24 protein-coding genes, 1 tRNA gene and 1 other RNA gene are annotated in these 26,557 nt (G+C 67.8%); 14 read left to right on the forward strand and 12 right to left on the reverse strand.

From position 1 onward, the window contains the following. Positions 1-157: 157 nt before the first annotated feature. Positions 158-367, reverse strand: a complete 210-nt coding sequence (locus tag PV646_RS34715) for a hypothetical protein (protein WP_089922009.1) — start codon at positions 365-367, stop codon at positions 158-160. A 387-nt stretch (positions 368-754) separates the two neighbouring features. On the opposite strand from PV646_RS34715, the gene PV646_RS34720 reads away from it, so the two are divergent. The 6 genes from PV646_RS34720 (at position 755) to PV646_RS34745 (ending at position 5,649) form a co-directional block, all read left to right on the forward strand. Beyond that, positions 755-1,255 carry a PadR family transcriptional regulator gene (locus PV646_RS34720; RefSeq protein WP_030470382.1) on the forward strand — a complete coding sequence of 167 codons (501 nt, stop codon included), beginning with the start codon at positions 755-757 and terminating at the stop codon, positions 1,253-1,255. 138 nt (positions 1,256-1,393) lie between these two features. Then, on the forward strand, positions 1,394-2,497 hold the full coding sequence (gene prfB / locus PV646_RS34725) for a peptide chain release factor 2 (protein WP_500346547.1): 1,104 nt from the start codon (positions 1,394-1,396) through the stop codon (positions 2,495-2,497). 185 nt (positions 2,498-2,682) lie between these two features. Next, complete coding sequence (gene ftsE / locus PV646_RS34730) at positions 2,683-3,372, forward strand: cell division ATP-binding protein FtsE (protein WP_086666930.1); 690 nt, start codon at positions 2,683-2,685, stop codon at positions 3,370-3,372. Positions 3,373-3,412: 40 nt separating this feature from the next. Next, positions 3,413-4,315 carry a permease-like cell division protein FtsX gene (gene ftsX / locus PV646_RS34735; protein ID WP_439663516.1) on the forward strand — a complete coding sequence of 301 codons (903 nt, stop codon included), beginning with the start codon at positions 3,413-3,415 and terminating at the stop codon, positions 4,313-4,315. A gap of 30 nt (positions 4,316-4,345) precedes the next feature. Continuing rightward, positions 4,346-4,822 (forward strand): SsrA-binding protein SmpB, encoded by a 477-nt coding sequence (gene smpB / locus PV646_RS34740; protein WP_189160483.1) that lies wholly within the window; start codon positions 4,346-4,348, stop codon positions 4,820-4,822. Beyond that, positions 4,822-5,649, forward strand: a complete 828-nt coding sequence (locus tag PV646_RS34745) for an amidohydrolase family protein (protein WP_500346548.1) — start codon at positions 4,822-4,824, stop codon at positions 5,647-5,649. Before smpB ends, PV646_RS34745 begins: the two co-directional genes overlap by 1 nt. Here PV646_RS34745 and PV646_RS34750 read toward each other — a convergent pair. After that, the gene (locus tag PV646_RS34750) at positions 5,634-6,269 is read right to left on the reverse strand and encodes a response regulator (protein WP_500347061.1); all 636 of its coding nucleotides are present in this window, start codon (positions 6,267-6,269) and stop codon (positions 5,634-5,636) included. The genes PV646_RS34745 and PV646_RS34750 overlap by 16 nt on opposite strands. Beyond that, complete coding sequence (locus tag PV646_RS34755; protein WP_500346549.1) at positions 6,263-7,492, reverse strand: sensor histidine kinase; 1,230 nt, start codon at positions 7,490-7,492, stop codon at positions 6,263-6,265. Before PV646_RS34755 ends, PV646_RS34750 begins: the two co-directional genes overlap by 7 nt. 131 nt (positions 7,493-7,623) lie before the next feature. Between PV646_RS34755 and ssrA the strand changes: the two genes are divergently transcribed. Further along, positions 7,624-8,002, forward strand: a transfer-messenger RNA (tmRNA) gene (gene ssrA / locus PV646_RS34760). Between the two features lie 141 nt (positions 8,003-8,143). Here the strand turns inward: ssrA and PV646_RS34765 are convergent. Continuing rightward, positions 8,144-9,064, reverse strand: coding sequence for a saccharopine dehydrogenase NADP-binding domain-containing protein (locus tag PV646_RS34765; protein WP_500346550.1), 921 nt, complete (start codon positions 9,062-9,064; stop codon positions 8,144-8,146). A 70-nt stretch (positions 9,065-9,134) separates the two neighbouring features. On the opposite strand from PV646_RS34765, the gene PV646_RS34770 reads away from it, so the two are divergent. After that, entirely contained in the window at positions 9,135-10,061 is a 927-nt protein-coding gene (locus PV646_RS34770; RefSeq protein WP_500346551.1) for a GlxA family transcriptional regulator, read from the forward strand. A gap of 22 nt (positions 10,062-10,083) precedes the next feature. Beyond that, complete coding sequence (locus PV646_RS34775) at positions 10,084-11,496, forward strand: amino acid permease (RefSeq protein ID WP_500346552.1); 1,413 nt, start codon at positions 10,084-10,086, stop codon at positions 11,494-11,496. Here the strand turns inward: PV646_RS34775 and PV646_RS34780 are convergent. The 3 genes from PV646_RS34780 to hrpB are packed head-to-tail and all read right to left on the reverse strand — an operon-like array spanning position 11,481 to position 15,475. After that, entirely contained in the window at positions 11,481-12,083 is a 603-nt protein-coding gene (locus PV646_RS34780; protein ID WP_500346553.1) for an HD domain-containing protein, read from the reverse strand. The genes PV646_RS34775 and PV646_RS34780 overlap by 16 nt on opposite strands. Then, positions 12,080-13,162 (reverse strand): nucleotide disphospho-sugar-binding domain-containing protein, encoded by a 1,083-nt coding sequence (locus tag PV646_RS34785; protein ID WP_500346554.1) that lies wholly within the window; start codon positions 13,160-13,162, stop codon positions 12,080-12,082. Before PV646_RS34785 ends, PV646_RS34780 begins: the two co-directional genes overlap by 4 nt. A gap of 33 nt (positions 13,163-13,195) precedes the next feature. Further along, a complete protein-coding gene (gene hrpB, locus PV646_RS34790; protein WP_500346555.1) occupies positions 13,196-15,475 on the reverse strand; it encodes an ATP-dependent helicase HrpB in 2,280 nt (759 codons plus the stop codon). Between the two features lie 46 nt (positions 15,476-15,521). On the opposite strand from hrpB, the gene PV646_RS34795 reads away from it, so the two are divergent. The 4 genes from PV646_RS34795 (at position 15,522) to PV646_RS34810 (ending at position 18,819) form a co-directional block, all read left to right on the forward strand. After that, positions 15,522-16,331, forward strand: a complete 810-nt coding sequence (locus tag PV646_RS34795) for a GNAT family N-acetyltransferase (protein ID WP_500346556.1) — start codon at positions 15,522-15,524, stop codon at positions 16,329-16,331. 50 nt (positions 16,332-16,381) lie between these two features. Beyond that, positions 16,382-17,665 carry an MFS transporter gene (locus PV646_RS34800; RefSeq protein ID WP_500346557.1) on the forward strand — a complete coding sequence of 428 codons (1,284 nt, stop codon included), beginning with the start codon at positions 16,382-16,384 and terminating at the stop codon, positions 17,663-17,665. A 46-nt stretch (positions 17,666-17,711) separates the two neighbouring features. Further along, entirely contained in the window at positions 17,712-18,497 is a 786-nt protein-coding gene (locus tag PV646_RS34805; RefSeq protein ID WP_500346558.1) for a DsbA family protein, read from the forward strand. 249 nt (positions 18,498-18,746) lie between these two features. Beyond that, positions 18,747-18,819, forward strand: a tRNA-Ala gene (locus PV646_RS34810). Positions 18,820-18,918: 99 nt separating this feature from the next. Here the strand turns inward: PV646_RS34810 and PV646_RS34815 are convergent. From PV646_RS34815 to PV646_RS34825, 3 genes are all read right to left on the reverse strand, one after another. Beyond that, positions 18,919-20,136: a YycP family beta-propeller protein gene (locus tag PV646_RS34815; RefSeq protein ID WP_500346559.1), complete on the reverse strand. Its 1,218-nt coding sequence runs from the start codon at positions 20,134-20,136 to the stop codon at positions 18,919-18,921. A 71-nt stretch (positions 20,137-20,207) separates the two neighbouring features. After that, the gene (locus tag PV646_RS34820; RefSeq protein WP_500346560.1) at positions 20,208-20,774 is read right to left on the reverse strand and encodes a hypothetical protein; all 567 of its coding nucleotides are present in this window, start codon (positions 20,772-20,774) and stop codon (positions 20,208-20,210) included. 29 nt (positions 20,775-20,803) lie between these two features. Then, positions 20,804-21,388, reverse strand: coding sequence for a YiiX/YebB-like N1pC/P60 family cysteine hydrolase (locus PV646_RS34825; RefSeq protein WP_500346561.1), 585 nt, complete (start codon positions 21,386-21,388; stop codon positions 20,804-20,806). 165 nt (positions 21,389-21,553) lie between these two features. Here PV646_RS34825 and PV646_RS34830 point away from each other — a divergent pair, with 165 nt between their 5' ends. Beyond that, positions 21,554-24,592: an AfsR/SARP family transcriptional regulator gene (locus PV646_RS34830; RefSeq protein ID WP_500346562.1), complete on the forward strand. Its 3,039-nt coding sequence runs from the start codon at positions 21,554-21,556 to the stop codon at positions 24,590-24,592. A 4-nt stretch (positions 24,593-24,596) separates the two neighbouring features. Here the strand turns inward: PV646_RS34830 and PV646_RS34835 are convergent, their stop codons facing one another. Together PV646_RS34835 and PV646_RS34840 are read right to left on the reverse strand one after the other, a co-directional pair. Further along, positions 24,597-25,241, reverse strand: a complete 645-nt coding sequence (locus PV646_RS34835; RefSeq protein WP_500346563.1) for a response regulator transcription factor — start codon at positions 25,239-25,241, stop codon at positions 24,597-24,599. Then, positions 25,226-26,407 (reverse strand): sensor histidine kinase, encoded by a 1,182-nt coding sequence (locus PV646_RS34840; protein WP_500346564.1) that lies wholly within the window; start codon positions 26,405-26,407, stop codon positions 25,226-25,228. The genes PV646_RS34835 and PV646_RS34840 overlap by 16 nt, the downstream gene beginning before the upstream one ends. Positions 26,408-26,557 lie beyond the last annotated feature (150 nt).

Consider the following 26,557-nt stretch of genomic DNA (forward strand, 5'->3'; position numbering starts at 1 on the left):
GATCGAACATCATCGCTGGTCTCATGACCCAGAGGTCGCAGGTTCAAATCCTGTCCCCGCTGCTGGTCAGATGGCCGGAACCATCAGGTTCCGGCCATCTGCTTTTCTGCCGGGCCCCCGTGCCGGGGGCGAACCCCCGTACCTCGAGCGGGGTCGTTCAGGTCATGTTCTCCGCCCAGTACTGCGCGCACAGCATGCTGGAGCAGATGCGGCCCTCTCCGTTGACGGTGCGGTGCTTGCGGATCTGCTTGCCGCAGACCATGCACTCGTCCTTGCCGGCCTGCTCCGGGATGCCTCCCGTCACCCACGCCCTGGTGTGTGCCGCCACCTTCTTGTGGTCCAGCCACTTCAAGTTCAGGTTCTTCACGGTCCCCGACCTCCGTCGTCCGACTGCGCCGTTCTGGCAATGATCATTTTCCCGGAACATCGGGCGCGGGAAAGGGGTCCGCGCGTACATCACCAGGTCGTGCGACGCTGGACCCCGACCGTCCATTCGGGTGGCTTCGGCCGGTGAGAGTCGTACCGCCGATCGAGTGAGAGCGGGGGGCTTTCGTTTCTGCGAAAGGACTTTTCCATCCGGGATGGACACAGACGGTCAAGAGGCCAAACGCGTGAGGCTCGGAAACTGCCGCTTACTCAGCGGAACTTTTCGTTGCTCCGCATGGCCCATCAGACTAGCCCGGTGATCAGCCACTGTGGACAGAACGGCTGACCATTGTGGACAGCTTCCCCCGGACGTGGGAACGTTGCCGGTGTGTCAGACCTGAATGCGACCGCAGCCGCCCTGCTCGGGCTGCTGCACGACGGACCCAAGACCGGTGGCCAGTTGGTGGCGGAGGCAGGAGACCGCTTCGGCGCGTTCTTCAGCGTGACCCGCTCCCAGGTGTACCGCGAGCTGCCCGCGCTGGCTGACCAAGGCCTGCTGCGCCTCGGCAAGCAGGGACCGCGGTCCAGCCAGCAGTACGTGCTGACTGCCGCGGGCAAGAAGGCCTTCAAGAACTGGCTGCTGTCCGAGCCCGGCCCGGACCACCTGCGCAGCCCGCTCATCCTGCGCCTGGTGCACGCCGGTTCGCTGACCGCGAAGCAGCGTGAATCCCTGATCACGACCGCGCGTTCGACGTACGGTCAGGAACAGGAGAGCGCGAAGAGCGCGGCCAAGACGGCGGAGGACCCCTACGCCAAGGCGGTGGCCGAGTTCGGTCTCGCTCACGCGAAGGCCGTTCTCAAGCTGCTGGACGCCATCCCCACGGCCTGAGCGCGACGGCCACGGACTGACGCCGGTCGCTTTCGGCATCCGCACGGGTGCTGAAAGCGCACGACGCCGGTCCGTGGCCGCTTGCGTGAAAAGAGCACCGGTCGGCACCGGTGGCCGGTGCTGGCGTAATCTTTTTGCGTGAACCCGGACGTCGAAGCAGACATCAAGGACCTCTCCGCCACTCTTTCGAGCATCGAGGCGGTGCTGGACCTCGACGCGCTGCGCGCCGCTGTCGCGGACCTGGAGGCGCAGGCGACCCGCCCCGACCTCTGGGACGACCAGGAGAAGGCGCAGAAGGTCACCAGCGCGCTTTCCCACAAGCAGGGTGAACTGCGCCGGGTCACCGGCCTGCGCTCGCGTCTCGACGACCTGCCGCTGCTCTACGAACTCGCGGAAGAGGCCGAGGACGCCGACGCGGCGGCCGACGCGGACAACGACCGCGTCAAGCTGCGCGAGGAGATCGCGAGCCTCGAGGTGCGCACGCTCCTGTCCGGCGAGTACGACGAGCGCAACGCGCTCATCACCATCCGCGCCGAGGCCGGTGGCGTCGACGCCGCGGACTTCGCCGAGATGCTGCTGCGCATGTACTCGCGCTGGGCCGAGCGCCACAACTACGGCGTCGACGTCTTCGACACCTCCTACGCCGAAGAGGCGGGCATCAAGTCCGCCACGTTCCGCGTCAGCGCCCCCTACGCCTACGGCACGTTGAGCGTCGAGCAGGGCACGCACCGCCTCGTGCGCATTTCGCCGTTCGACAACCAGGGCCGCCGCCAGACGTCGTTCGCCGGCGTCGAGGTCGTGCCCGTCGTCGAGCAGACCGACCACGTCGAGATCGACGAGAAGGACCTGCGCGTCGACGTCTACCGCTCGTCCGGTCCCGGCGGCCAGGGCGTCAACACGACGGACTCGGCGGTGCGCCTCACGCACATCCCGACCGGCATCGTCGTGTCCTGCCAGAACGAGCGCTCGCAGCTGCAGAACAAGGCCACGGCCATGAACGTCCTCCAGGCGAAGCTGCTCGAGCGCCGCCGCCAGGAGGAGCAGGCGAAGATGGACGCGCTGAAGGACTCCGGCTCCAGCTGGGGCAACCAGATGCGCTCCTACGTGCTGCACCCGTACCAGATGGTCAAGGACCTGCGGAACAACCACGAGGTCGGCAACCCGTCCGCGGTGCTCGACGGCGAGATCGACGACTTCCTCGAGGCCGGCATCCGGTGGCGCAAGCAGTCCCAGCAGGGGTAGTCCCGAGCTGGTCGCCGATCTGAGTCGAAGAGCACGTTCAGCCCCGAACGAGGGCCGGACGTGCTCTTTTCGTGAACGGGTCGTGCCTGGTCGGACACGCCGCGTCGAGGTTCGAGCCGCCCTTCCGGGGCTCGAAGTTAACCGGAACGGGGGCTTTACCCCGGCCATGAGTAGACTCGCGCCTCGTGATTCGTCTCGAACACGTTTCCAAGGTCTACAAGACCTCCACGCGTCCTGCGCTCGACGACGTGTCCGTCGAGATGGAGAAGGGCGAGTTCGTCTTCCTGATCGGGCCCTCGGGCTCCGGCAAGTCGACGTTCCTGCGCCTGCTGCTGCGCGAAGAGGTGCCGACCAGGGGACGCGTCTACGTCTCCAACTTCGACGTCGCCAAGATGTCGCGGCGCAGGGTCCCCCGCCTGCGCCAGTCGATCGGCTGCGTGTTCCAGGACTTCCGTCTTCTGCCCACGAAGACGGTGGCGGAGAACGTCGCCTTCGCGCTCGAGGTCATCGGCAAGCCCCGCAACACCATCGTCAAGGTGGTGCCGGAGGTGCTGCAGCTGGTGGGCCTCGACGGCAAGGAGGACAGGTTCCCGACCGAGCTGTCCGGTGGTGAGCAGCAGCGCGTCGCGATCGCCCGTGCGTTCGTGAACCGCCCGCTGGTGCTGATCGCCGACGAGCCGACCGGAAACCTGGACCCCGACACGAGCCAGGACATCATGTTGCTGCTGGAGCGGATCAACCGCACCGGCACGACCGTCATCATGGCCACCCACGACCACGGCATCGTCGACTCGATGCGCCGCCGAGTGGTGGAGCTCGCGTACGGCAAGGTCGTCCGTGATGACGCACGTGGCGTTTACGGCGTTGGCCGTTAAGCGCTCCTAGTCCCCGAAACCCCAAGGAACCCCGCCCCCGATGCGTACCAGCTTCGTGTTCAGCGAGGTCATCACCGGACTTCGCCGGAACGTCACGATGACGATCGCGATGATCCTCACGACCGCCATCTCGCTCGGGCTGCTCGGCGGTGGTCTGCTCGTCGTCCGCATGGTCGACAAGATGCAGGCCAACTACGCGGGCAAGCTCGAGGTCTCCGTGCTGCTGACGAACGATGTCAGCGCCAACGACAAGGACTGCACACAGCAGCCGTGCGCGGGCCTGCGTTCCGCGCTGGAGCAGACGTCCGGCGTCGAGACCGTGGTGTTCCAGAACCGCGACGAGGGCTTCGAGCGCTTCAAGCGCATCTTCGAGGCCCAGCCGGAACTGCTCAAACTCGCGCGTCCCGAAGCCATCCCGGCGACGTTCCGCGTGAAGCTCGAGGACCCGGAGCGCACCGACGTCATCAAGCAGGCCTTCGAGGGCAAGCCCGGTGTGAAGGGCGTCGACGACCAGGGCAAGTTCCTGGAGCGGTTCTTCGAGGGCCTCAACGGCATGCGCGACGTCGCCCTGATCCTCGCGCTCATCCAGGCGTTCGCCGCGCTGTTGCTCATCTCGAACACCATCCAGGTGTCGGCGTTCACCCGCCGCGTCGAGGTCGGCATCATGCGACTGGTGGGCGCGACACGGTGGTACACGCAGCTGCCGTTCCTCATCGAGGCGGTCGTCGCGGGCATCATCGGCTCGGTCACCGCGGTCGGCGGCCTGGTGCTGTTCAAGGCGTTCTTCCTCGACCGGATCACCAGGAACCTCACCGAGTCGGGCATCATCCCGCCGATCGGTTATCTGGACATCCTGATCGTGTCGCCCTGGCTGTTCCTCGTCGCGATAGTCATCTCGGCGACCACCGGCTACGTGACACTCCGCCTCTACGTGCGCCTTTAAGAGTTTTGCCAACCACTTAGACTGGTCGTCATGGTCAAGGAACGCGGGCAGAAGGTCATCGCGTCGAACCGCAAGGCTCGGCACGACTGGTCCATTCTGGACACCTACGAGGCGGGCATTCAGCTCGTCGGCACCGAGGTGAAGAGCCTGCGCATGGGCCGGGCGTCCCTCGTGGACGCCTTCGCCCAGGTCGACGACGGCGAGATCTGGCTGCACGCGTTGCACATCCCGGAGTACGTCGCGGGCACCTGGACGAACCACGAGGTCCGGCGCAAGCGCAAGCTGCTGCTGCACAAGGCGGAGATCGAGCGGCTGATCGGCAAGACCAAGGAGTCCGGTCTGTCGCTCGTGCCGCTGCAGATGTACTTCAAGGACGGGTACGTCAAGGTCGAGATCGCGCTCGCGAAGGGCAAGAAGTCCTACGACAAGCGCCAGGACCTGGCCAAGCGCGACGCGAACCGCGAGATCGCGAAGGCGCACGGCCGCGCCCTGAAGGGCCGCTACTGATGGCACTGGTGGACGTCCACGTCCACTTCATGCCGCCGAACGTCCTGGACAAGGTCTGGGCCTACTTCGACCGCGTGCGCGAAGCCGGGGTCGACTGGACCATCCAGTACCGCACCGACGAGAACGCCCGGCTCACCGCACTGCGGGAGCTGGGCGTCGTCGCGTTCGCACCCCTGCTCTACCCGCACAAGGCCGGCATGGCGCAGTGGCTGAACGAGTGGGTGGCCGACTTCGCGGCACGGGTCCCGGAGGCGGTGCCGACGGGCACGTTCTACGCGGAACCGGGTGCCGAGGCGTACGTGCGCAAGGCCCTGGAGGCCGGTGCGCGCTGCTTCAAGTCACACGTCCAGGTCGGTGCCTACGACCCGCGTGACGCGCTGCTGGACGGCGTCTGGGGCCAGCTCGCGGAGGCCGGTGTGCCGGTGGTCGTGCACTGCGGCGACGGGCCGATGCCGGGGGAGTTCACCGGGCTCAGCGTCTTCGAAGAGGTGTTGAAGAAGCATCCACGGCTGACGGCCGTTCTCGCGCACGCCGGGATGCCGGACTACTCAGGCGCGTTGGACCTCGTGGAGCGCTATCGGAACGTGCACGTCGACACGACGATGGTCGGCGTTCCGTTCACCGAGCAGATGACGCCGCTGCCGCCGGACTGGCGTTCGCGGATCGCGGGGATGGTCGACCGGGTGGTGCTGGGCACCGACTTCCCGAACATCCCGTACCCCTACGAGGTGCAGCTCGACGCCATCCGCTCGTGGGGCCTGGACGCCGCCGCCGAACAGGCGGTCCTGCACGACAACGGCGCCCGTCTGCTTCAGCTGTCGAGGTAGGCGAGCACGGCGCGCACCCGGCGGTGCTCCGAGTTCGACGGCTCCAGGCCGAGCTTCGCGAAGATGTTGCCGACGTGCTTCTCGACCGCGCCGTCGGACACCACGAGCGTGCCGGCGATGGCCGTGTTCGACAGTCCCTGCGCCATCAGGCCGAGCACCTCGCGTTCGCGGGGCGTCAGCTTGTCGACCGGGCTCTTCTTGCTGCGCACCATGAGCTGCGTGATCACCTCGTGGTCGATGCTCGTGCCACCGTCGGCGACCCTGCGCACCGCGTCGACGAACTCCTTCACGTCGGCCACCCGTTCCTTGAGGAGATAACCGACGCCGCTCGCACCGCCCGCCAGGAGCTCCACGGCGTAGCGCTCCTCGACGTACTGCGACAGCACCAGCACCGGCAGCCCCGGATAGCGGCGGCGGCACTCGATGGCGGCCCGCAGGCCCTCGTCGGTGAACGTCGGCGGCATCCGCACGTCCACCACGCACAGGTCCGGCTTGTGCTCGGTGACGGCGTCCAGCAGATCGTCACCGTTCTCCACCGCGGCGACTGTCTCGATGCCCTCGTCGGCGAGCAGACGCTGCACGCCCACCCTCAGCAGCACCGAGTCCTCGGCGATCACCACGCGCACGGCAACTCCGCTCGAATAACGGTCGGCCCACCAGCGGGGCTGACGACGACAACCACACCGTCGATCGTGGCAGCCCGGTCCGCGAGCCCGGCGAGCCCGCCGCCGTGCCTCAGTTCCGCGCCACCCTGACCGTTGTCGGTGACCTCCACCAGCACCCCGGTGTCCACCCTGTTGACCCGCACGGTCGCCTTGGTGCCGTTGGAATGCTTGGTGATGTTCGTGAGCGCCTCGCCGACCGTGAAGTAGGCGGCGCTCTCCACTGATGTCGGAGGACGCGGATCCACGTTGACCTGCAGGTCGACCTCGATCGGCACACGGGCGGCGAGCGCGGACAACGCGGCGTCGAGCCCCCGGTCACCCAGCACCGACGGGTAGATGCCCCGCGCCAGGTCCCGCAGTTCCTTGATGGCGAGCTTCGCGTCCGCGTGCGCCTCCGCGATCAGCTCGGCGGCACCCTCCGGGTCCGAGTCCATCTTGGACTTCGCCCGGCCCAGCCCCATCGCCACCGCCACCAGCCGTTGCTGGGCACCGTCGTGCAGGTCGCGTTCGATGCGCCGGCGCTCCGCCTCGGCCGCCTCCACACCCCGCGCCCGGCTCGACTGGAGACGTTCCGCCTCGATCGCCAGCGCGTCCGCCCGCGTCGGACCGAGCATGGCGCGCGCGAACTTGCCGTGCACCGTGCCGAGCGCCCTCGTGCCGAGAACGGCGAACGGGATCAGCGCCAGCCCGATCAACGACACCGGCAAGGCCGACACGAACGAGTCGATCGTCCAGAAATCACCCACGATCACCGCGAACGGTGCCGTGCCGATCCAGAACGGCACCGCGATGAACGCCGCCGCGATCGACCACATGGCGAGGACGGCGGAGAACTCGAGGATGCCGACCGGCAGGAGCAGCAGGAGGTAACCGAAGTCGCGCCACGTCGCCGGATCCGTGAACTGGGCCTTCCAACGCTGCCACAGCGTGCCCGGCGGCCTCTCCCGGTACGGCTGGGGGATGTCCGTGCGCAGCGCCGCCCTCACCCACGATCGCTCGATCGTCGCGCCACCCCGCACGACGTTCATCGCGAGCCACAGCAGCGGCAGACCCACCCAGATGATCGCCGTCGCGAACCCGACCACGGTCAGCACGACGGAGAGGGTGAACCAGAAGATGCCGGTCACCAGGTTGGTCAGCAGGTAGAACCCGGCTGCGAGCGCGTTCGGTTTCCTCATGACGTCCATGGTGTCGTTCCCGCTGGTCAGAGACCATCTGGCCAGCCATCCGGTCGAAGGTGGGGACAGCCCTACCTGCCTCGGGAAGAACTCGCTGGCCCCAGTCGTTATGCTAGGTGCAACCACTACCAGGGGGTGAACGGTTTCGACTGTGGACGTTGATTCAGGGGAAGCGTGCCGGTGCAGGCGAGAGACCACCGTTAAGCGTCATCGCAAACCAATAAGCGCCACGTCTAACGACAAGCGCACCGCGTACGCTCTCGCTGCCTGACAGCGAAAGCTAGCGGTTGTCGGCCTAGGAGTGCCTTCGGCCTAGTTCCCGGCATCAGCTAGAGGGCTTACCTGCAGTCTCGGTCGCGGAGACTGTTCGGGAAACTCACAGCGACTGGGCCCGTCACACCTGCTCGTTCGCGTGACAGGTGGGGTCAAGCAGAGACACAGCGGACTGCGCACGGAGAAGCCCTGATGAACCGGCACAGGACCCGGGTTCGATTCCCGGCACCTCCACTCGATGGGTGAGTGCTGTTCGTGGACAGCACTCACCCTTTCTCGTTCTCGGGTGTCCTCTGGGGGCCGAGCCCCCAGACCCCCACGCCGGGGGCGCGCCCCCGGACCCCCGGCCGCCTCGTCGCTTCGCGACCTCGGGGCCCATCAGGCGTTGTTGGTCGTCTGGATGGCGGTCAAGGCGTTTAGGAAGTCTTTGGCGTCGAACATTGCTCCTGCTGCTGCTACGCCTGTGGTGGTGTAGCGGGCTGAGAGCAGGCGTTCTGTGGCTTCTACTGCTAGTGGGGCGCTCACGGCGTAGATGTCCTTGCCTGAGGCGGTCATTCGGCGTTCTTCGCCTGCTCGGCGTACTCGGACGTCGATCTCGAACGTCTCCGGCTCTTGGCGTGATCCTGCGGCGGCGAGTCCATTGGCAGCCTCTAGTGACATGTAGTTGGTCACCGAGGGGATTTGCAGGTGGCTGGGGACCGTGACGATGTCGGCCATCGAGAACTCGCCGATCACCTGACGGGTGCTGCTGGGGAAGCCCCAGGTAAGGGTCGGCGGGGTTTCGTCGTGGTAGGTGAGGCTTCCGTTGTGGAAGCGGACTCGTTGGCCGTTTCGGCGGGCTCGGGAGACCTTGCCTGCGGTCAGGGTGCCTGGGCTTGGTTGCCAGTCGCTCAGGTTGTAGGCGATGTGGGCCTCGTCCGCTGTGGTCCAGTCGGCCATGGCGGCGGTGACCAGGAGGTCGCTCAGGCCTCCGAAGAAAGCCATCGCGGGTACTGCGGGGACTGAGGCTCCTCGGGCGAAGGTGTCTGCGTTCGCCTCGATTTCGGCTGCCACGTCCACGTACGGGATGCCGGCTCGTTCTGCTGCGGCCAGCAGCGGTAGGGCCGTGGTGGCGAACGGGCCCGCTGTGTTGATCACTGCTTCTGCGCCGGCCAGGGCTCGGTCGAGGGCTGCCGGGTTGTCGGCGGTTGCTTGTGCGCGGCCGAACGGGAGTGGGGTGTGGCCTCGGTTGCTGAGCTCTGCCACTACGAAAGTGCCGGTGAGGCCGGAGGCGCCGTAGACCGCGATCTTGTGTCCCATGTGATCAGTCAACTCGTGGGGGTGGGCTGGGAACAGTGTCTGGAACGACGTGATGCGTACACTTTCGGACATGCTTGCGTTCGCTGTGGTCAGCGGGATGTTGCACTTCGAGCTGACGGCCACCTACGAGATCTTCACGGCGCCGCAGCTCGACTACGACGTGCGGATTTGTGGAGACGAGACGTCTCGTCTCGGCAGGTTCACGCTGGAACCCGATTTGTCACTCGATCGGCTTGTCGAGGCGGACACCGTGGTGGTGCCGGCGATCGAGGACGTGGAGCAGCCGCTCGATCCGCGGTTGGTCGAGGCTGTGCGGGCGGCGCACGACGGTGGGGCGCGGATCGTGTCGTTGTGCACGGGGGCGTTCGTGCTGGCTGAGGCTGGGCTGCTCGACGGGTTGCGGGCCACTACGCACTGGGCGCACACCGATCAGTTGGCCTCGAGGTATCCGCGCGTTGAGGTCGATCCTGACGTGCTTTACGTCGACAACGGGCAGGTGTTGACGAGTGCGGGCAAGGCGGCGGCGATCGACCTCAGTCTGCATGTGATTCGCAGTGACTTCGGTGCTGCCACTGCCAACACGGCGGCGCGCCGGCTTGTCGTGCCGCCGCATCGGGACGGTGGGCAGGCGCAGTTCGTGCTGGCGCCGGTGCCGTCCGGGGAGGGTCATCCGCTCACCGAGTTGTTCGAGTGGGTGTCGTTGCGGTTCGACCAGATGATCACCGTCGAGGACATGGCTCGGCAGGCCAGCATGAGTTCGCGGCACCTTGCGAGGCTTTTTCGGGCGGTGACGGGCACTACGCCGTTGCAGTGGTTGCACGTGCAGCGGATCCGGCGCGCGCAGGAGTTGCTGGAGATGACGGACGACAGCGTGGACCAGGTCGCGGAGGCGTCCGGGATGGGGACGGCCGCCACGTTGCGGCGGCACTTCCACCGGACCGTCGGTGTGCCGCCGGACACGTACCGCCGTACGTTCCGGCCCGTCGGTGGCAGGTAGGGCCGGGCGTTAGGTTGTCCTGATGAGCAACGGACAGCGCATCGGGGCGCGGGTGTTGCGGCGCAAGCCGATCGACCAGCTGACTCATCCCGGCAGCGAACTCAAGCGCACCATGGGTGTCGGCCACCTCACGATGATCAGCATCGGCGCCACGCTCGGCACCGGCATCTTCGTCGTGCTGGGGGAGGCGGTGCCGCAGGCCGGGCCCGCGATCGTGCTGTCGTTCGTGCTGGCGGGCATCACCGCGTTGTTCTCAGCGTTGTCGTACGCCGAGCTCGCGGGGCTGATCCCCGCGTCCGGTTCCTCGTACTCCTACACCTACGCGACGCTCGGCGAGATCGTCGCCTGGGTCTGCGGCTGGTGTCTCGTGCTGGAGTACGGCGTGTCGGTCGCGGCGGTCGCCGTCGGGTGGGGGCAGTACGTCAACGAGTTGCTGCACCTCGTGACGGGGCTGCGGATTCCGGACGTCCTGAGCCAGCCGCCGGGTGCCGGTGGGATCGTCAACGTGCCCGCCGTGCTGGTCGTGGTGCTCTCGATGCTGGTGCTGCTCGGTGGCGCGAAGGGCAGTGCCCGCACCAACACCGTGCTGGTGTGGGTGAAGGTCGGTGCGCTGCTGATGTTCTGCGCGGTCGCGTTCACCGCGTTCGAGGCGGGCAACTTCGCGCCGCTGTTCCCGTTGGGGCTGGCGGGGATGAGTGCCGGCGCGGCCACGTTGTTCTTCTCCTACATCGGGTTCGACGCCGCGTCGACCGCCGGTGAGGAGGCCAGGAACCCGCAGCGCGACCTGCCGCGCGCGATCATCATCTCGCTGGTCGTGGTCACCGCGCTGTACTGCGCGGTCGCGCTGGCCGCGGTCGGGGCGATGCCGTGGCAGACGTTCGAGGGCACGGAGGCGGCGCTGGCGCGGGTGCTGACGGACAACACGGGGAGCACGATCTGGCCGATCCTGCTGTCGATCGGTGCCGTCGTCGCGATCACCTCGGTGGTGCTGACCGTTCTCTACGGGCAGACGCGCATCCTGTACGCCATGTCCCGTGACGGGCTGGTGCCGTCGATCTTCTCGAAGCTCAGCCCGCGCACCGGTGTGCCGTTCGCGAACACGATCGTCGTCGGCCTGTTCATCGCCGTGCTGGCCGCGCTGGTGCCGTTGGGGGCGCTGGCCGACGCGACGAGCATCGGCACGCTGTTCGCGTTCGGGCTGGTCAACATCGCGGTGATCATCCTGCGGCGCACCGAGCCGGACCGCGAGCGCAGCTTCCGGGTGCCGTTCTTGCCCGTGACGCCGTTGCTGGGCCTGGCCTTCTGCGTCTACATGATGTTCAGCCTGGGGCTGGACACGTGGATCGCGTTCCTCGCCTGGATGGCCCTCGGGTTCGTCGTCTACTTCGGGTACAGCGTGCGGAAGGCGCGGCTCGAGGTTCAGGCCAGGGACTGAAGCTCGCGGGCGAGGTTGCTCCGCGCGGCGGCGTCCCACCGTTGCCGCGCGGGTTCGCTCACGTACAGCGTCTCGCGGTCGAGCAGGGTCTTGAGCACCTTCGCGCGGCCTGCCCTCCACGTCGGGTCGTCGTACTGCGCGTACTCCTGGCGCACGGCCTGGCTGTACCGGTCGTAGTGCTCCGGTTCCGAGCCGAGGATGGCCAGGTCGGCGTCGAGCAGCACGTGCGCCAGCGGGTCGTCGGACGAGTGCGTGATCGTGGCCAGCACCAGCGACTCCACGCGCGCGACGTGCGCTTCGTCCACACCCGCCATGCGTTCCCGTGCCCACGCGGCCGACGCGCGTTCGTCCTCACCGGGCTTGCCGTCGTAGATCACGTCGTGCGCGCAGGCCGCCAGGGCGAGGATCGCGCGTTCCTCCACCGTGAACGCGAACGCGTCCGCCAGCGCCGACGAGTCGCGGACGACGGACACGACGTGGAACGTGTTGTGGTAGGTCCGATGCGGTTCGGCGTAGCGCTCCATCAGATCGCCCGCGTCCGGCGCACCGCCGAGCGTGCGGACCGCGTCGTCCCAGATCCGTCTCACCGCGCCAGTTCCTCCTCGACGACGTCCGCGGCGACCGTGCTCCCGCCCGCCCGCGCAATCATCCGCTGCATGTCCTTCACCCGCGCGGAAATCGCGGAATCCGACGACAGCTGACTCACCAACGAGCGCACTCCCTCCACGGTCACCGTGTCGAGCAGCACACCGAGCCCCAGTTCCTCGACCCGCTGGCCGTTGAGCCGCTGGTCGGTCATGTGCGGCACGACGATCATCGGGACGCCGTGGTGCAGCGCCTCCATCACCCCGCCCATGCCCCCGCGCGTCACGAACACACTGGCATGTTCCAGCACCGCGAGCTGCGGCACCTCGTCGTGCGTCTCGACGTTCATCGCGGGACTCAGGACCTTGCCCTTCGTGACGAGGTGCCACGGCATGCCCCGCGCGGCGTCCGCGCAGACCTGCGTACCCGTCGTCGCGAGCACCACCGGCCGGTCGGGCGGCGGTTCCCAGGTGTCCTGGAACGCGCGACCGGTCAGGCACGGGCCGGTGAAGACGACGCGGTCGTCGAACGTGTGGCCCTGCGGCTGGAACTCCCTGGGGAACAGGGCGATCCGGCGGCGCGCGCCCGAGACGAACTCCGGCAGCGAGCTGCCTATGAAGCCGTGCACCCTGGTGAAGAACCTGATCGCGGCCGGGTCGAACGTGCGCGGCGGCAGCACCTCGGTGCCGAGCGACCAGTGCTCGTTGCTGCTCAGCAGCACTTCGAGCAGCACGTTCGGCACCCCCAGCCGGTGCGCTATGACGCCACCGGACCAGGCCGCGATGTCCCACACGACCAGGTCCGGCGGGTCGTCGCGGAACGTGTCCTCGAGCTGCGGCAACGCCGACTCGGCCTCGGCGAGCGCGAGCCGGGTGGCGTCGTAGAGCGAGCTGGGCAGTTCGTCGGGAAGTGTTGTGGCGCAGGGGATCGCGGTCGCACCGCACTCGGTGACGGCGGCGGTGAACGGCGCGGTGGCGGGGCAGCTCACCCGGTGGCCGCGGCGCACGAGCTCGGCGATCATCCCGAGCGCGGGCAGGAAGTGTCCGCGCTCCGGCATGAGGAAGACCGCGATGTGCGCCATAAGAGTGGTAAACGTTGTTCGATTCCTAATGGTTCATTTGCTCTTGTCCCAGGGGCGCTCCGGCCAGTGGTGCTTGGGGTAGCGGCCCTTGAGCTCGCTGCGGACCCGCAGGTAGCCGTTGCGCCAGAACGACCTGAGGTCGCTGGTCACGGCGGTCGGGCGGCCGGCGGGGGAGAGCAGGTGCACGACCACCGGGACGCCCGCGATGAGCGGCGTGTCGGCCCACTTCATGGCGTCCTGGATGCGGACGGAGAGAACGGGCTGGTCCTGCGTGTAGTCGATCTTGCCCTGGCCTATGCGCTCCGGGGCGAGCTTGTCGAACTCGGCCGCCTCCGGGTACGGCAGCAGGCTCCTCAGCAGCGCCGTCGTGTCGATCTTGGCCAGGTCGGAGCGCTTCTTCGCCTTGCCCAGGTCGATCGCGCGGACCAGGGCCTCGTCGTCGACGCTCGGCCAGTCGCGGGTGCGGTGCAGGAACGCCATCCGCTCGCGCAGGCGCAGTGCGCTGTCGGGCCACTTCAGCAGGCTCAGGCCCTCGGTCTCCAAGCCGAGGCGGAGTGCCTGCTGGGACTTGGCGAGGTCGTTGAGCGGGCGTTCGTCGAGGGTGATCGCGCCGAGTTTGCGGACCTCGTTCGCGACGACGTCACCGGTCCAGCGGATGTCGTCCTCGGTGTGCACCAGGGCCTTCGCGGCGGTGACGGCGAGTTCCTCGTCGGCCGGCGCGGCGAGGCGGACGCGGCCGTGCTTGCTGCCCGGTTCGCGGTCGGCGATCGCGATCGCCAGCCACTTGTGGTGCGAGTCGGTGTGCTCGACGGCCGTGCCGTTGGCCATCAGGTAGACGGTGCTGTTCTTGGAGCGGCGCTTCGCCAGCCGTTCCGGGTAGGCCAGCGCGACGACGAGCGCGGGGTCGCCGTTGCCCGCCGGGTTGGTGCCGAGCTTCTCCAGCTTCTTGGCTTCCTGGCGCCACTTGCCAGGGGCCTTCAGCGCGGTCGCGAGGTCGCTCGTGGAGGTGTGCGTGCTGTCGTCGAGCAAGGCCACGACCTCGGCCGCGGTCCGGTTGCCCGCGAGTGCGCTGCCGTCGATGAGGGCGCGGCCGAGCCGGGGGTGCAGGCCGACGCTCGCGATGCGGTCGCGGCGGCCGGGTTCGAGCGCGCCGATGGCGTCGAGGGTCTCCTGCGCCGCCTTGAGCGCGCCCTCCGGTGGAGCGTCCCACCAGTTCAGGGCGCTGCCGTCCGGTGTGCCCCAGACCGCCAGTTCGAGGGCGAGCCTGGTCAGGTCGGCGGTCTTGATCTCCGGTTCCGGGTAGCGGGGGAGCGTCGAGTGCTCGTGCTCTGGCCAGCAGCGGTAGACGCGTCCCGGTGCCTCACGGCCCGCACGTCCGGCGCGCTGGTCGGCGACCGCCTGGGAGACGCGGATCGTGGTGAGACCCGCGAGGCCCCTGCGGTGGTCCACCCGCGGGACTCGGGCGAGGCCCGCGTCCACCACCGCCCTCACGCCGGGGACGGTGAGGCTGGACTCGGCGATGCTCGTGGCGAGCACGACCCGCTGGTGGTCGCCGCGTTTGAGGGCCGCGTCCTGGGTCTGGGCGTTGAGCTGGCCGTGCAGGATCACGGTTTCCGCGTTGAGCAGGCGCGCGGTCCGGTTGATCTCCTTGACACCGGGCAGGAACGCGAGGACGTCACCGTCCACTTCGGACAACGCCTTGTTGATGGCCCTCGCGACCGTGTTCTCGATGTGCTCGTTGCGCGCGGGCGGGACGTACGTGAGCGCCGTCGGGAACATGCGGGACTCGGTGTGCAGGACCGGGGCGTCGAGCAGGTCCGACAGGCGTTGGGCGGCAACGGTCGCGCTCGTGGCGAGGAGTTTGAGGTCCGGGCGCAGGCCCGCCTTGGCGTCGAGGAGGAGCGCGAGCAGGAGGTCGGCGTCGAGGTGACGTTCGTGACACTCGTCCAGCAGGACCGTCCCCACGCCCTTGAGCTCCTGGTCGTGCTGGAGCCTGCGGACGAGAAGACCGCTGGTCACGACCTCGATGCGGGTGTTCCTGCCGACCTTGCGGTCGCCCCGGACCGAGTAGCCGACGGTGTGGCCGACCGGTTCGCCCAGCAGGCTCGCCATGCGCGCGGCGGCGGCTCTCGCGGCGATCCGGCGCGGTTCGGCCACGACCACCTTGCCGTCGAACTCGCCTTCGAGGGCCAGCGGGACCAGCGTCGTCTTGCCGGTTCCCGGCGGCGCGACCAGCACGGCCGCCCCTCGTTCCCGGAGTTGCTCCAGGAGTTGGGGGAGAACGGATTTCACCGGGAGGTCAGGCAGGTCCACGCCGGTGAGTGTGTCAGGGTGGGAGACATGTGGAAGGACCGCCGCGTTGGTTGACCCGTTGCGAGACCCGGACGACCCGGAGCTGCTCGACCCCTACCAGTCCCGATCGCTCGCGATCCTGGTGGAGGGAGCGCGGCTCGCGTCCGGGGCCGTCCGGTACGGCAGGGTGGGCAAGGTCGGCAGCGCGGCCGTGGTGATCAACCGCGAGAACCCGCTGCCGTCGGGCAACTTCGGGTGCGCCCTGGAAGGGACGTCGGTCGAGGTCGCGTCGACGCTGCTGCAGCTCGAGCACACGTTCGCCGCGGTGGGGCGTGCGGAGGCCGTCGTGTACGCGTCGCCGACCACCGTGGACGAGATCGAGGGCATCGCCGACGACTCCGGCTGGTACGCGGTCGAGGAGTTGCTGACCGTCGTTCATCGAGGGCCCGCTTCGGTGTCCGAGGGGGTCCGGCCGGCGGTCGACGCGGACCTGCCCGGGATCGTCGAGCTGCTGTCCGACGAGCTGGTCGGGAACCGGGAGCGCCTGGGCCGCTGGCTCGGACACCGGTTGGACGACCCGCGGTGCCTGGTGCTGGTGATGGACGACGGCGATCGGATCGGCGGGTTCGTGTCGGGGTTCGCCGAACGCGGTGTGGGCCTGGTCGAGCAGTGCGTGGTGCGTCCGGCGCGACGACGTCGTGGTGTGGGGCGGTCGCTGGTGGTGTCCGCGGTGTCCGCTTTGCGCTCTTCGGGCGCGATGCTGGTCGTGTCCCAGGTGGACGAGGGGCCGGGGGAGCGGTTCGCCGAGGCGTGCGGGTTCGTTGCGGCGTATCCCGTGACTGCTTATGTACGCAGAGTGGATGAGCTGCTCGACTGAGTTACTTAGTTGCCGCGTGACATATCCTTAGCAGGGCTAAGGGAGGCTTTGTGCGCGAGCGGTTGCCCGTCGAAGTGTGGGTTCTGGTGGTGGCGAGCTTCATCATCGCCATCGGGTTCGGGATCGTGGCGCCCGTGCTGGCGGTGCTGGCGAAGTCGTTCGGTGTCGGCAACACCGCCGTCGCGATCCTCGTCGCCTCGTTCGCGTTGGTGCGGCTGGCGTTCGCGCCGATGAGCGGCCAACTCGTCAACAGGTTCGGCGAGCAGCGGATCTACATCATCGGAATCCTGATCGTGGCCGTCGGCACCGGGTTGTCGGGCTTCGCGGCCAGTTACGGCGAGATGCTGACGTGGCGTGCGCTCGCCGGCATCGGGTCGACGATGTTCACCGTGGCGGCGCTCGGGCTGCTGATCCGGATCACGCCGCAGCCGATGCGCGGGCGTGCGTCCGGGCTGTGGGCGGCTGGATTCCTGCTGGGCAACATCCTGGGCCCGGTCGTCGGTGCCGTCCTCGTGCCGTTGGGGATCTGGGTTCCGTTCGTGTCGTACGCCGGGATGCTGTGCATAGCCGCGTTCGTGGTGTGGTTCTTCCTGCGCAAATCGACGTTGGCCGCGATGGACAGGACCAACACCGAGACGCCGATGACCATGCGTGAGGCGCTGCAACACCGTGCCTACCGGGCCGCGCTGGCGTCCGGGTTCGCCAACGGCTGGGCCGTGTTCGGCGTGCGGATGTCGCTCGTGTCGGTGTTCGTGATCGAGGCGTTGAACCACAGCGCGACCGAGGCGGGCATCTCGATGTCCGTGTTCGCCGCCGGCAACGCCGCCATGCTGTTCGTCTCCGGGAAGGTCGCCGACACCTGGGGCCGCAAGCCCATCGCGATCGTCGGCCTGGTCATCAGCGGCCTCGGCACGATCTGGATGGGCTTCACCACCGAGATGTGGGTCTTCATGGCCGCGTCCGTCGTCGCCGGCATGGGAGCGGGCCTGCTGAACCCGCCGCAGAACGCCGTGGTGGCCGACGTCATCGGCGGACGCAAGGGCGGCCCCGTGCTCGCGGGCTTCCAGATGGTGACCGACTTGGGCGCGATCATCGGCCCGATCAGCGCGGGCCTGATCGCCGACTCGTTCGGCTACGAGGCGGCGTTCGCCGTCACCGGCGCCTCGCTGTTGCTGGCCGTGGGCTACTGGCTCGTCGCTCCCGAGACCCTGCCCACGCACGAGGAGGAGCACACGGCCGCCGCAGTGGCGCCGGAGTGCGGCCGCCTCGACGAAAGCGCGGAGGTCCCGACCGGCGAACGCGTCGGTGGCAAGCCCCGTCACCCAGAAGCGTGATTGCGCGCTCAGCTTTCTTTTAGTTTGTGTCGCTACGCTCGTCGCCGTGGGTGGAGCAGAGCGCAGTGCGCGGAAGAAGAAGCAGGCCGCGCGTGCGGTGGTCCAGGCCCGTTCAACGGGCAGTTCCGACCGCACCAAGGTGATCGCGGGCATCGCCGTGGTGGCGGTGCTGGCCGTCGCCGTCATCGGTTACGTCATCTACGAACAGATGAAGCCCTCCACGTCGGCCACCGACGCGATCCCGCTGGCCCCGGCCGATCACACGATCTCCGCGCCGGCCGTCCGCGAGGGCAACACCGTCCTCGTCGGCAAGGACACGGCCACCGTGACCGTCGACGTGTACGAGGACTTCCTGTGCCCGATCTGCGGCACGTTCGAGAAGACCTACGGCACCGACATCAAGAAGGCCGTCGAGGACGGCAAGGTCAAGATCCGCTACAACATCCTCCCGATGCTCAACCGCCTCTCCTCGCCAGAGGGCTACTCGACCGACTCGGCCAACGCCGCCCTGTGCGTGGCCGACGACGGCAAGTTCAACGCGTTCCACGCGGCGCTGTTCAACAAGCAGCCCGAGGAAGGCGAGGCCGGCTACACCAAGGACCAGCTCATCAAGCTGGGCAAGGAGGTCGGCGTGACCTCCGCGACCTTCGAGTCGTGCGTGCAGAACCAGACCTACAAGTCGCAACTGGACGAGCTGATGTCCAAGACCAGCAACGACCCGGCACTCCGCGACCCCGAATCCGGTCGCTTCCGGGGCACGCCCAGCGTCGCGGCCGGCGGCAAGCTCGTCGACCTGGACAACAAGAACTGGCTCGCCGACCTGACCAAGTAGGTCGCTGTCCTCTGTGGACTTGGCGCGCGGTGTGCGTGCGGCTCTCGGGTCGTTCGTGTGCCGCGCGTCACTCGTTCCGAGGGGGCCGTGGTCAGCAGGCGATTTGTGGTTCGGCCGGGTGGGCGGCACCCGGTTCTACCAGGTCGGATGTGGTTCTGGGGGGCCCGATTTTTATCTTGTGGCGGGGGTGTTGTACGGTATAGCCACACGAGAACGACGGGGAAACCCGGTGGGAACGTGGATCTTCAAGGGGCTGTGGCGCAGCTGGTAGCGCATCACACTGGCAGTGTGAGGGTCAGGGGTTCGAGTCCCCTCAGCTCCACTTGAAGAAGAACCCGGCTGGTCCAGCGAATTCGCTGGACCAGCCGGGTTTTTGCTTTTGTCCACTGTGGATGATCGCATTCCCCGGGCGGGTTGAGTCTCACGCTCCTGGGGGAACGGCGATGCTCCGCAGGTTGAACGCGAGGCCGAGCTGTTCTGCCAGTCCGGAGACGGCGATCTCGGCGACCAGGTTTCCGGTGGCGCGGTCGAACCGCTTGATCTTGACCGGCGTCTTGCCGTCGAAGGTCTCCTGGATCAGGTGGATCGACTTCTCCGTGAAGGCTGCCTGGCTGAACGACCTGGTGTCCGAGGCGAGGCCGGTGTCGAACCGCGGCACGGTGACTCCCGATGTGATGTCCGTGCTCATGACGTGGCCGTCGGCGGCCAGCCATTCGAGGTGGCCGTCTCGGGCTGCCTGTGCGTCGTAGGACTTCTGGGAGAACGTTTCGGGGTCGGACAGTTCCTCGCTGATGGGGCGTTTCTGTGCGTCTACGAGGGGGCGTTCGGTGTGTTCGCCGGTCTTGGTGTTCCAGGAGACGATGGTCGTGTGAGGGTTGCCGTCTCCGTCGGTGTAGTCGGAGAGGAACGTGATGACGCCGTTGTGGCAGGGCACGTGGCGGTTGTGGTCTCCCGCGTTGAAGGCCGCTCGCCAAGTGAGGGCCTTTTCGCGTCCTTCGGTTGCCGGGTAGAGCTGGGAGAGCAGTTCTGGTTCGGCGGAGGTGTCGAAGTTCGAGCGCATGCCGGGGACGGTGGCTGATGCCGCGAGGTGCGTGCCTGGCTGAGTGGCGATTCCGTTGAGGACGCCGTCGCACAGCGCGTTCATGTAGTAGTTGCCTTCGACCTGGTAGAGCTGTGAGCCTGTCGCGGTCGTCACGGCCACCTGGTTGGTGTAGCCGGATTCTTGTTCGGAGAAGCCCTCGTTGTAGACCGCGAGGAAGCCTTTGTCGTCGGGTAGCGCGAAGGCTGACTGTTGTAGAGATGACTTCTTGTTCTCGAAGCTGGTCAGGCCGTCCTTGTTGAGGATGTAGTCGCGTGTGTCGTCGCTGAAGAACAGACCGCGGCCTGACCACGCGATGTGCGGCTCGCGCATGCCGTTGGTCTCTATCAGTTTCTTGCTGCCGTCTGCGCCCACCAGAACCAGGTAGGCGGGGCGCTTCTTCGTGTCGTCCGAGTCCGGGCTCAGGTAGAACGCCAGGACTGTGTCGCCCAGCGTTGCCTTGTCGGGCTTGACGATTTCTGTCGCGGTGTCGGGAGTGGTGCAGGCCGTCAATGCCAGAACGGCGCCGGCGGCGAGTGCGGCTAGTCGGGGCACGGGCACCGTTGAGTCCTCTCGGAAAGGGTGGGCGGTGCGGCTCGCGCTGGGCGGGCCGCACCGCCCACTGGGATTTGTCAGCTGCGGGTGCTGTAGATGACGGTGCTGACGTCGTTCTTGATGTCGTCTGCGTGCACGGCTGTTCCGCCGTTGTGGTCGAGATCGATGTTCGCGGCCATGTAGGCCCGCCACACCAGTTCGGCGCTGTTCAGCTCGTGGTCGCCGTTGTGCTTGTTCTTGTTGGAATGCGTGTCGAACGGCTTTGTGCGGAGCTTTCTGTAGGCGTGGTCGGCTGCCGCGTCGCGGTTGGCCTGCGTGGTCTTGACGTACATCTTGTGGACGGGGCCGCACTTGGTGAGCGTGGCCGCTGTGCGGGCCTGGCTCTTGCTGCCCTGTCCGGGCGCCTCCACGACGGTCTTCGTCGTGTAGTGGATGCCGACGTGATTGCGGGTTCCGAGGGCGAGCTTCGTGTAGGAGTGGAAGATGTCGCCCTTGTAGCGCGAGTTTCCGACCGTCACCTTCGTGGTGCAGTCACTGTCGGAGGAGACGCCGGCCTCCGTGGCCTGTGCGGGTGTGATCAGCAGACCGGTCATCGCCATTCCCGCCGCGATGGACGAGGCGAGAAATCGCCCGAGTTTCGACATGTGCACCCCCTGCTCTCGATGTGGTGTCGTCAGCTGCGGGTGCTGTAGGTGACGGTGCTGGTGTCGGCCAGGATGTCGTTGGGGTACACGCCGGTTCCGCCGTTGTGGTCGAGTTCGATGCCCGCGGCCTTGTAGGCCCGCCAGACCAGTTCGGAGCAGTTCAGCCGCAGCGTCGAGTTGATCTTGTTCACGGCGAAGTCGATGTCGTAGGACTTTCCGCGGAGTTCGTTGTAGGCGTAGTTGGCTGCCTTGTTGCGAGTGGTCTGCTTCGCCTTGACGTACATCTTGTGGACGGGACCGCACTTGTTCAGCGTGGCGGCCGTGCGGGCCTGGCTCAGGCTCTTCGGTCCAGGCGCCTCCACGACGATTTTCGTCGTGTAGAAGATGCCGACGTGGTTGTGGGGGACGACGGTCTTGGCGAAGGAGTGGAAGATGTCTCCCTTGTACTTCGAGTTTCCGACCTTCACCTTCTTGCTGCAGTCGGCGTCGGAGGCAGTGCTGAAATCCGCGTCCGGCGTGACCGGCTCAGCTGCTTGCGCGGGTGCGACGAGCAGGCCGGTCATCGCCATTCCCGCCGCGATGGACGAGGCGAGAAATCGCCCGATTTTCGACATGTGAGAACCCTCTCTGAATACCCTTGCTGGTTGTCGAGCGAATTGCTCTCATCGGCAATTTCTCCGATGTTGCGAATACTGACACATGTCGGAATATGGCGGGTACACGCCGGGAATACGAGATCGGGTCTCGACGTATACAGTACGTCGAGTCGAGGGGGCGCGATGAGGTTTGGGATTCTGGGACCGCTGGCGGCGTGGCGTGAGGGCGAGGAAATCGACCTCGGCACCCCCAAGGCGCGAGTCCTGGTGGCGGCGTTGCTGAGCCGCGTCGGGCGCCCCGTCTCGGAAGATCAGCTGGCGATGGCCCTGTGGGGGGACGAGCCGCCGAAGAGCGCCACCAAGAACATGCAGACCTACGTCCATCGGCTCCGCCGTCAACTGGGTGATCCGGCTCGCGTCGTGCGGAGGGGTGCCGGGTATCTGATCCAGGCGGACAGGAACGAGCTCGACGCCACGACGTTCGAGGACCTGGCTCAGGCGGGGCAGGTGGCGGAGACCGCCGACGCACTGGACGAGGCGTCGCGGCGTCTGCACGAGGCGGTGCGGCTCTGGCGGGGGCCCGCGTTCGCGGGCATGGCCGAGGTGCCGATGCTGGCGGCGGAGGCCGCGCGGCTGGACGAGGTCCGCCTGTCGGTGTTGCAGTCGAGGATCGCCGTGGACCTGAAGCTGGGACGTCACGCCGAGTTGCTGGGTGAGCTGGCCGCGCTCGTCCGCGCTCATCCGTTGCGAGAACGGCTTCGCGCCCAGCTGATGCTGGCGTTGTACCGCTGTGGCCGCCGGGCGGACGCTCTCGCCGAGTACACGCGGGCCCGTACGACGCTGATCGAGGAGACCGGCCTGGACCCGGCCGAGGAACTGCACGAATTGCAGCGGCGGATCTTCAGCCAGGACCCTTCCCTCGACCTCGCTCCCCGCGTCGTGGTCACGTCCGTGCACGCGCCGAAGCTCCCCACCCCCGCCGAGCTGCCGCTGGACATCCCGGACTTCACCGGCAGGGACGACGAGGTGGCCGACCTGAAAGCGGCCCTCACCGCGCCGAGACCGGGTGCGGTCGCCGTGGCCTGCATCGCGGGGCTGGGAGGCCTGGGCAAGACCACGCTCGCCGTGCACGTCGCGCACGCGATCGCCGAGCGTTTCCCCGACGGCCAGCTCTACGCGGACCTTCGTGGCGCCTCCGCCGAACCGTCCAGGCCGGAGGACGTGCTCAGCCGGTTCCTGTTCGCATTGGGCATCAGCGGCAGCGGCATCCCCGCTTCCCTGGACGAGCGCGTGGCGTTGTTCCGGAGCTGCCTCGCGGGTCGCAGGATCCTCGTGCTGCTCGACAACGTGGCGGGGGAGGAGCAGGTGCGGCCGCTCCTGCCGGGGCAGCCCGGCACGGCGGTGCTGCTCACCGGACGGGTGCGGCTGGTCGGGCTCGAGGGCGCCAGCCTGCTGGAGCTCGACGTCCTGCCGTCGGCCCAGGCCATGAACCTGATGCGCGCCATCGTCGGCGACGACCGCGTCCAGACCGATCCGAGCGCGGCCCAGGAGATCATCCGGTTGTGCGGCCACGTGCCGCTGGCGGTGCGGATCTCGGCGGCAAGGCTGCTCAGCAGGCGGCAGTGGTCGCTCTCCCACCTCGCCGACGTCCTCGGGGAGGAACGGCACCGGCTGGACGAACTCGTGGCGGGCGACCTCGACGTCCGCGCGGGGTTCGAGATGAGTTACCGGATGCTGCCGGCGGGCGCGCAGCGTGCTTTCCGGCTGGCCGGCCTGCTCGACGCGCACGACTTCGCGTCCTGGGTGGTGGCGGCGCTGCTCGACCTGCCGGTGCGGCAGGCGGAACGGGAGATCGAGACGCTGGTCGACGCGCATCTGCTGAACCTCACCGGGACCGACGAGACGGGCAGGCTCAGGTACCGGTTCCACGACCTGATCCGGTTGTACGCGAGGGAACAGGCGCGGCGCGAGGACTCCGAAACAGAGCGTCGTGCCGCGCTCGCACGGGCTTTCGGCGCGTGGCTGGCCCTGGCGGAAGTCGCGTCGGAACGCGTCCCGGGCCCCTGCTACACGCTCATGCACAGCGACGCGGCACGCTGGCGGCTGCCCGCGGCCGTCTCCGGTGCGCTGCTGGCCGACCCGATGGCCTGGTTCAGCGCGGAACACGCCGCGTTGATGGCGGCGGTCGCCCAGTCGTGCCAGGAGGGACTGACCCAGCTCGCCTGGGACCTGGCGGGGGCCACCGAGACGTACCTCAACGTGCGCGGTGTGTACGACGGCTGGCAGCGCATGCACGAGCAGGCCGTGGTGCTCTGCCGGCAGACCGGCGACAAGCGGGGTGAGGCCGTGCTGATCCGCGGTCTCCTGCAGGTCACCACGTGGAACTCACCGCCCGGTCCCGGACCCGCGATGACGCGGATGCGGGCCAGCGCTTCACAGCTCCTCGAACTGTTCACCGCGCTGAACGATCCACGCGGGACGGCCGACGCCCTGGCGACGCTGGCCTGGAGCATGACGGCCGACGGGAACAGCACCCGGACACTCGGCCTGGCGGAGCGCGCGCTGCGGATGGCGACCGACGCGGACTACCTCGAAGGCCAGGCGCGGGCCTATCACGTGATGGCGATCATCCACGGCGAGGACGACCCCCACGGGGCGCTCGCGGTGCTGGAGAAGGCGACGACGGTCGCCGAGAAGCTCGGCAACCCCCACTACACCACGACGGTCACCCAGTTCCTCGGCGCGGCGAAGTCGCTCTCCGGTGACGTCACGGGCGGCAGGGAACTGCTGGAGAGCTCGCTGGAAATGGCGCGGCGGTTGAACTACCGCTACCTGGAGACGTTCTCGCTGCTCTACCTGTCGAAGCTGTTCGCCATGGTGGGGGACGAGCGAGCCAGGGCGACCGCCGAGCTGACGCTGGCCTACAGCGAGGACGGCAACTTCGGCCACTACCTCGCTGACGCGCTCAGCATTCTCGGACAGCTGGACCTGGCGGAAGGCGACGTGCCCGCCGCTGTCAGCGCGTTCGAACGCTCGGTCCGGGTGTGGCGGACTCGCGGCTCGATTCCTTATCTGGCAAGGACACTGCGCGCACTCGGTGACGCGTACGGTGCTGCCGGCGAGGACCAGAAGGCCAGGGCCGCCTGGGAAGAAGCCCGCGAACTGTTCCTGGGGATCTCGCACGAAGAGGGTTGGAGAACGTTGGACGCCCGGCTCGGCTGAGAGGTCAGCCTTCCAGGTACGCGAGAACGGCCAGGACGCGGCGGTTGTCGTCGTCGGACTGTTCCAAGTGGAGCTTCGTGAAGATGCTGCAGATGTGTTTGCTGACGGTCTTCTCGGTGACGACCATTCGTGCCGCGATCGCGGCGTTGGAGCGGCACTGGGCCATCAGGGAGAGGACTTCCCGCTCACGTGGGGACAGCGTTCCCAGGTCGGGATCGGCCGAGCGGTGGGTCACCAGTGCGGAGATCACGTCGGGGTCCATGACCGTTCCGCCCGCGGCCACCTTCCGGACGTCGGCGACGAACTGGTCCACGTGCATGACCCGGTCCTTGAGCAGGTAGCCCACTGCCCCGGTTCGGTCGGCGAGGAGTTCCCTTGCGTAGAACTGTTCCACGTACTGCGACAGCACCATGACCGGCAGGCCGGGGATCTCCTTGCGTGCCTCGGCTGCGGCGCGCAGGCCCTCGTCGGTGAACGTCGGGGGCAGGCGCACGTCGACGACGGCGATGTCGGGGCGGTGCGCGGTCAGGGCTTGGATCAGCGACGGGCCGTTGTCCACGGCTTCCAGGACCTCGCAGCCGTTGGCCTCGAAGATCCTGATCAACCCCTCGCGGAGCAGGGCCAGGTCTTCGGCTATGACGATGCGCACGGCAACGACATCCTTATCTCCGTGGGCCCTCCGTGTGGGCTGTGGATGGTCATGGTGCCGTCGAAGGCAGCCAGGCGGCGGGCGATGCCGCGCAGGCCGGTGCCCGCGTTGGTGTCCGCGCCGCCGCGGCCGTTGTCGGACACCCGCATCGTCAGTTCTCCCGCGCTCCCCGTGAGCACTTCGATGGTGATGTGGCCGGCTCCGGAGTGCTTGATGGCGTTGGACAACGCTTCGCTGACGGCGAAGTAGGCCGCGGACTCGACCGGTGCGGGCAGTCGTCCTGGCAGGCGGGTCGTCACGGTGGTCTCGACCGGGTTCACCAGCGCCAGGGCTTTCAGGGCGCCGGCCAGGCCGCGGTCTGCGAGGACCGGCGGGTGGATGCCGCGGACCAGGTCGCGCAGTTCGGTCAGGGCTTCGGCGGTCGCCGTCTGGGCGTCGGACAGCATCTGTCGCACGGCCTGTGGATCGTGGTCCAGCACCTGTTTCGCGAGGCCCAGGCTCATTCCCAGTGAGACCAGACGGGCTTGCGCGCCGTCGTGCAGGTCTCGTTCGATCCGGCGCAGTTCGTTGGCCTGGGTGTCCACGGTCTCGGCTCTCGTCGCTGCCAGGTGTGCGACGCGGGCTCGTAGCCGGGCCTGTTCGGTGGGGCCGAGCAGGGAGCGGATCAGGCGGGCGTTCAGCTTCGCCAAAGAGGTGGAAGTGCTGAACCAGAGCAGGAGGAGCACCGGGCTCAGCGGGACCAGGATCAACGACTTCTGGACGTCGTCGAAGAAGAACGGGTGCAGCAGGGAGGCCACGCCGAGGAGGAAGAGCAGGAGGGACAGGCCGCTGGTGAACCAGAAGGTGATCGCGTTGACCACCAGCCAGGTCCAGTCCCGCCAGCTCGCCGGGTCGCGCAGGATCGTCCGCAGTCGCGTCGGCCACGTGGTGCCGGGAGCGGACAGGTAGGAGCGGGGGATCGGTTCGCCGAGGCGGTCGGCGGCCCAGTGGCGGTGCAGGTCGGCGAACCAGCGGACCACGGGTGTCACCAGCAGGGCCAGCGGGATGCCGGCTCCCAGTGCGACCAACGGGATCGACGTGATCCAGAGCGTGGCCAGTGCGGCGCCCGCGGCCGCTCCCAGCAGCAGCACCAGGGACCAGCCCAACTGGCTCAGCCGCAGGACCATCGGTCATCACCACCTCGTTCGCCCGGTCCACGATCATGGCCGGACAGGTGTGTTCGGCACAGGGGAGCTAGCACCACTGTGTCGGCAGGGGACTTGGCACCCACTCGGAACGGTGGCCCGCCGGATCGTTGACAAGGCCTGGAATTCCTA

This window comes from Streptomyces sp. ID05-26A (assembly GCF_033794685.1).
In the GTDB taxonomy this organism is placed as follows: Bacteria; Actinomycetota; Actinomycetes; order Mycobacteriales; family Pseudonocardiaceae; genus Lentzea.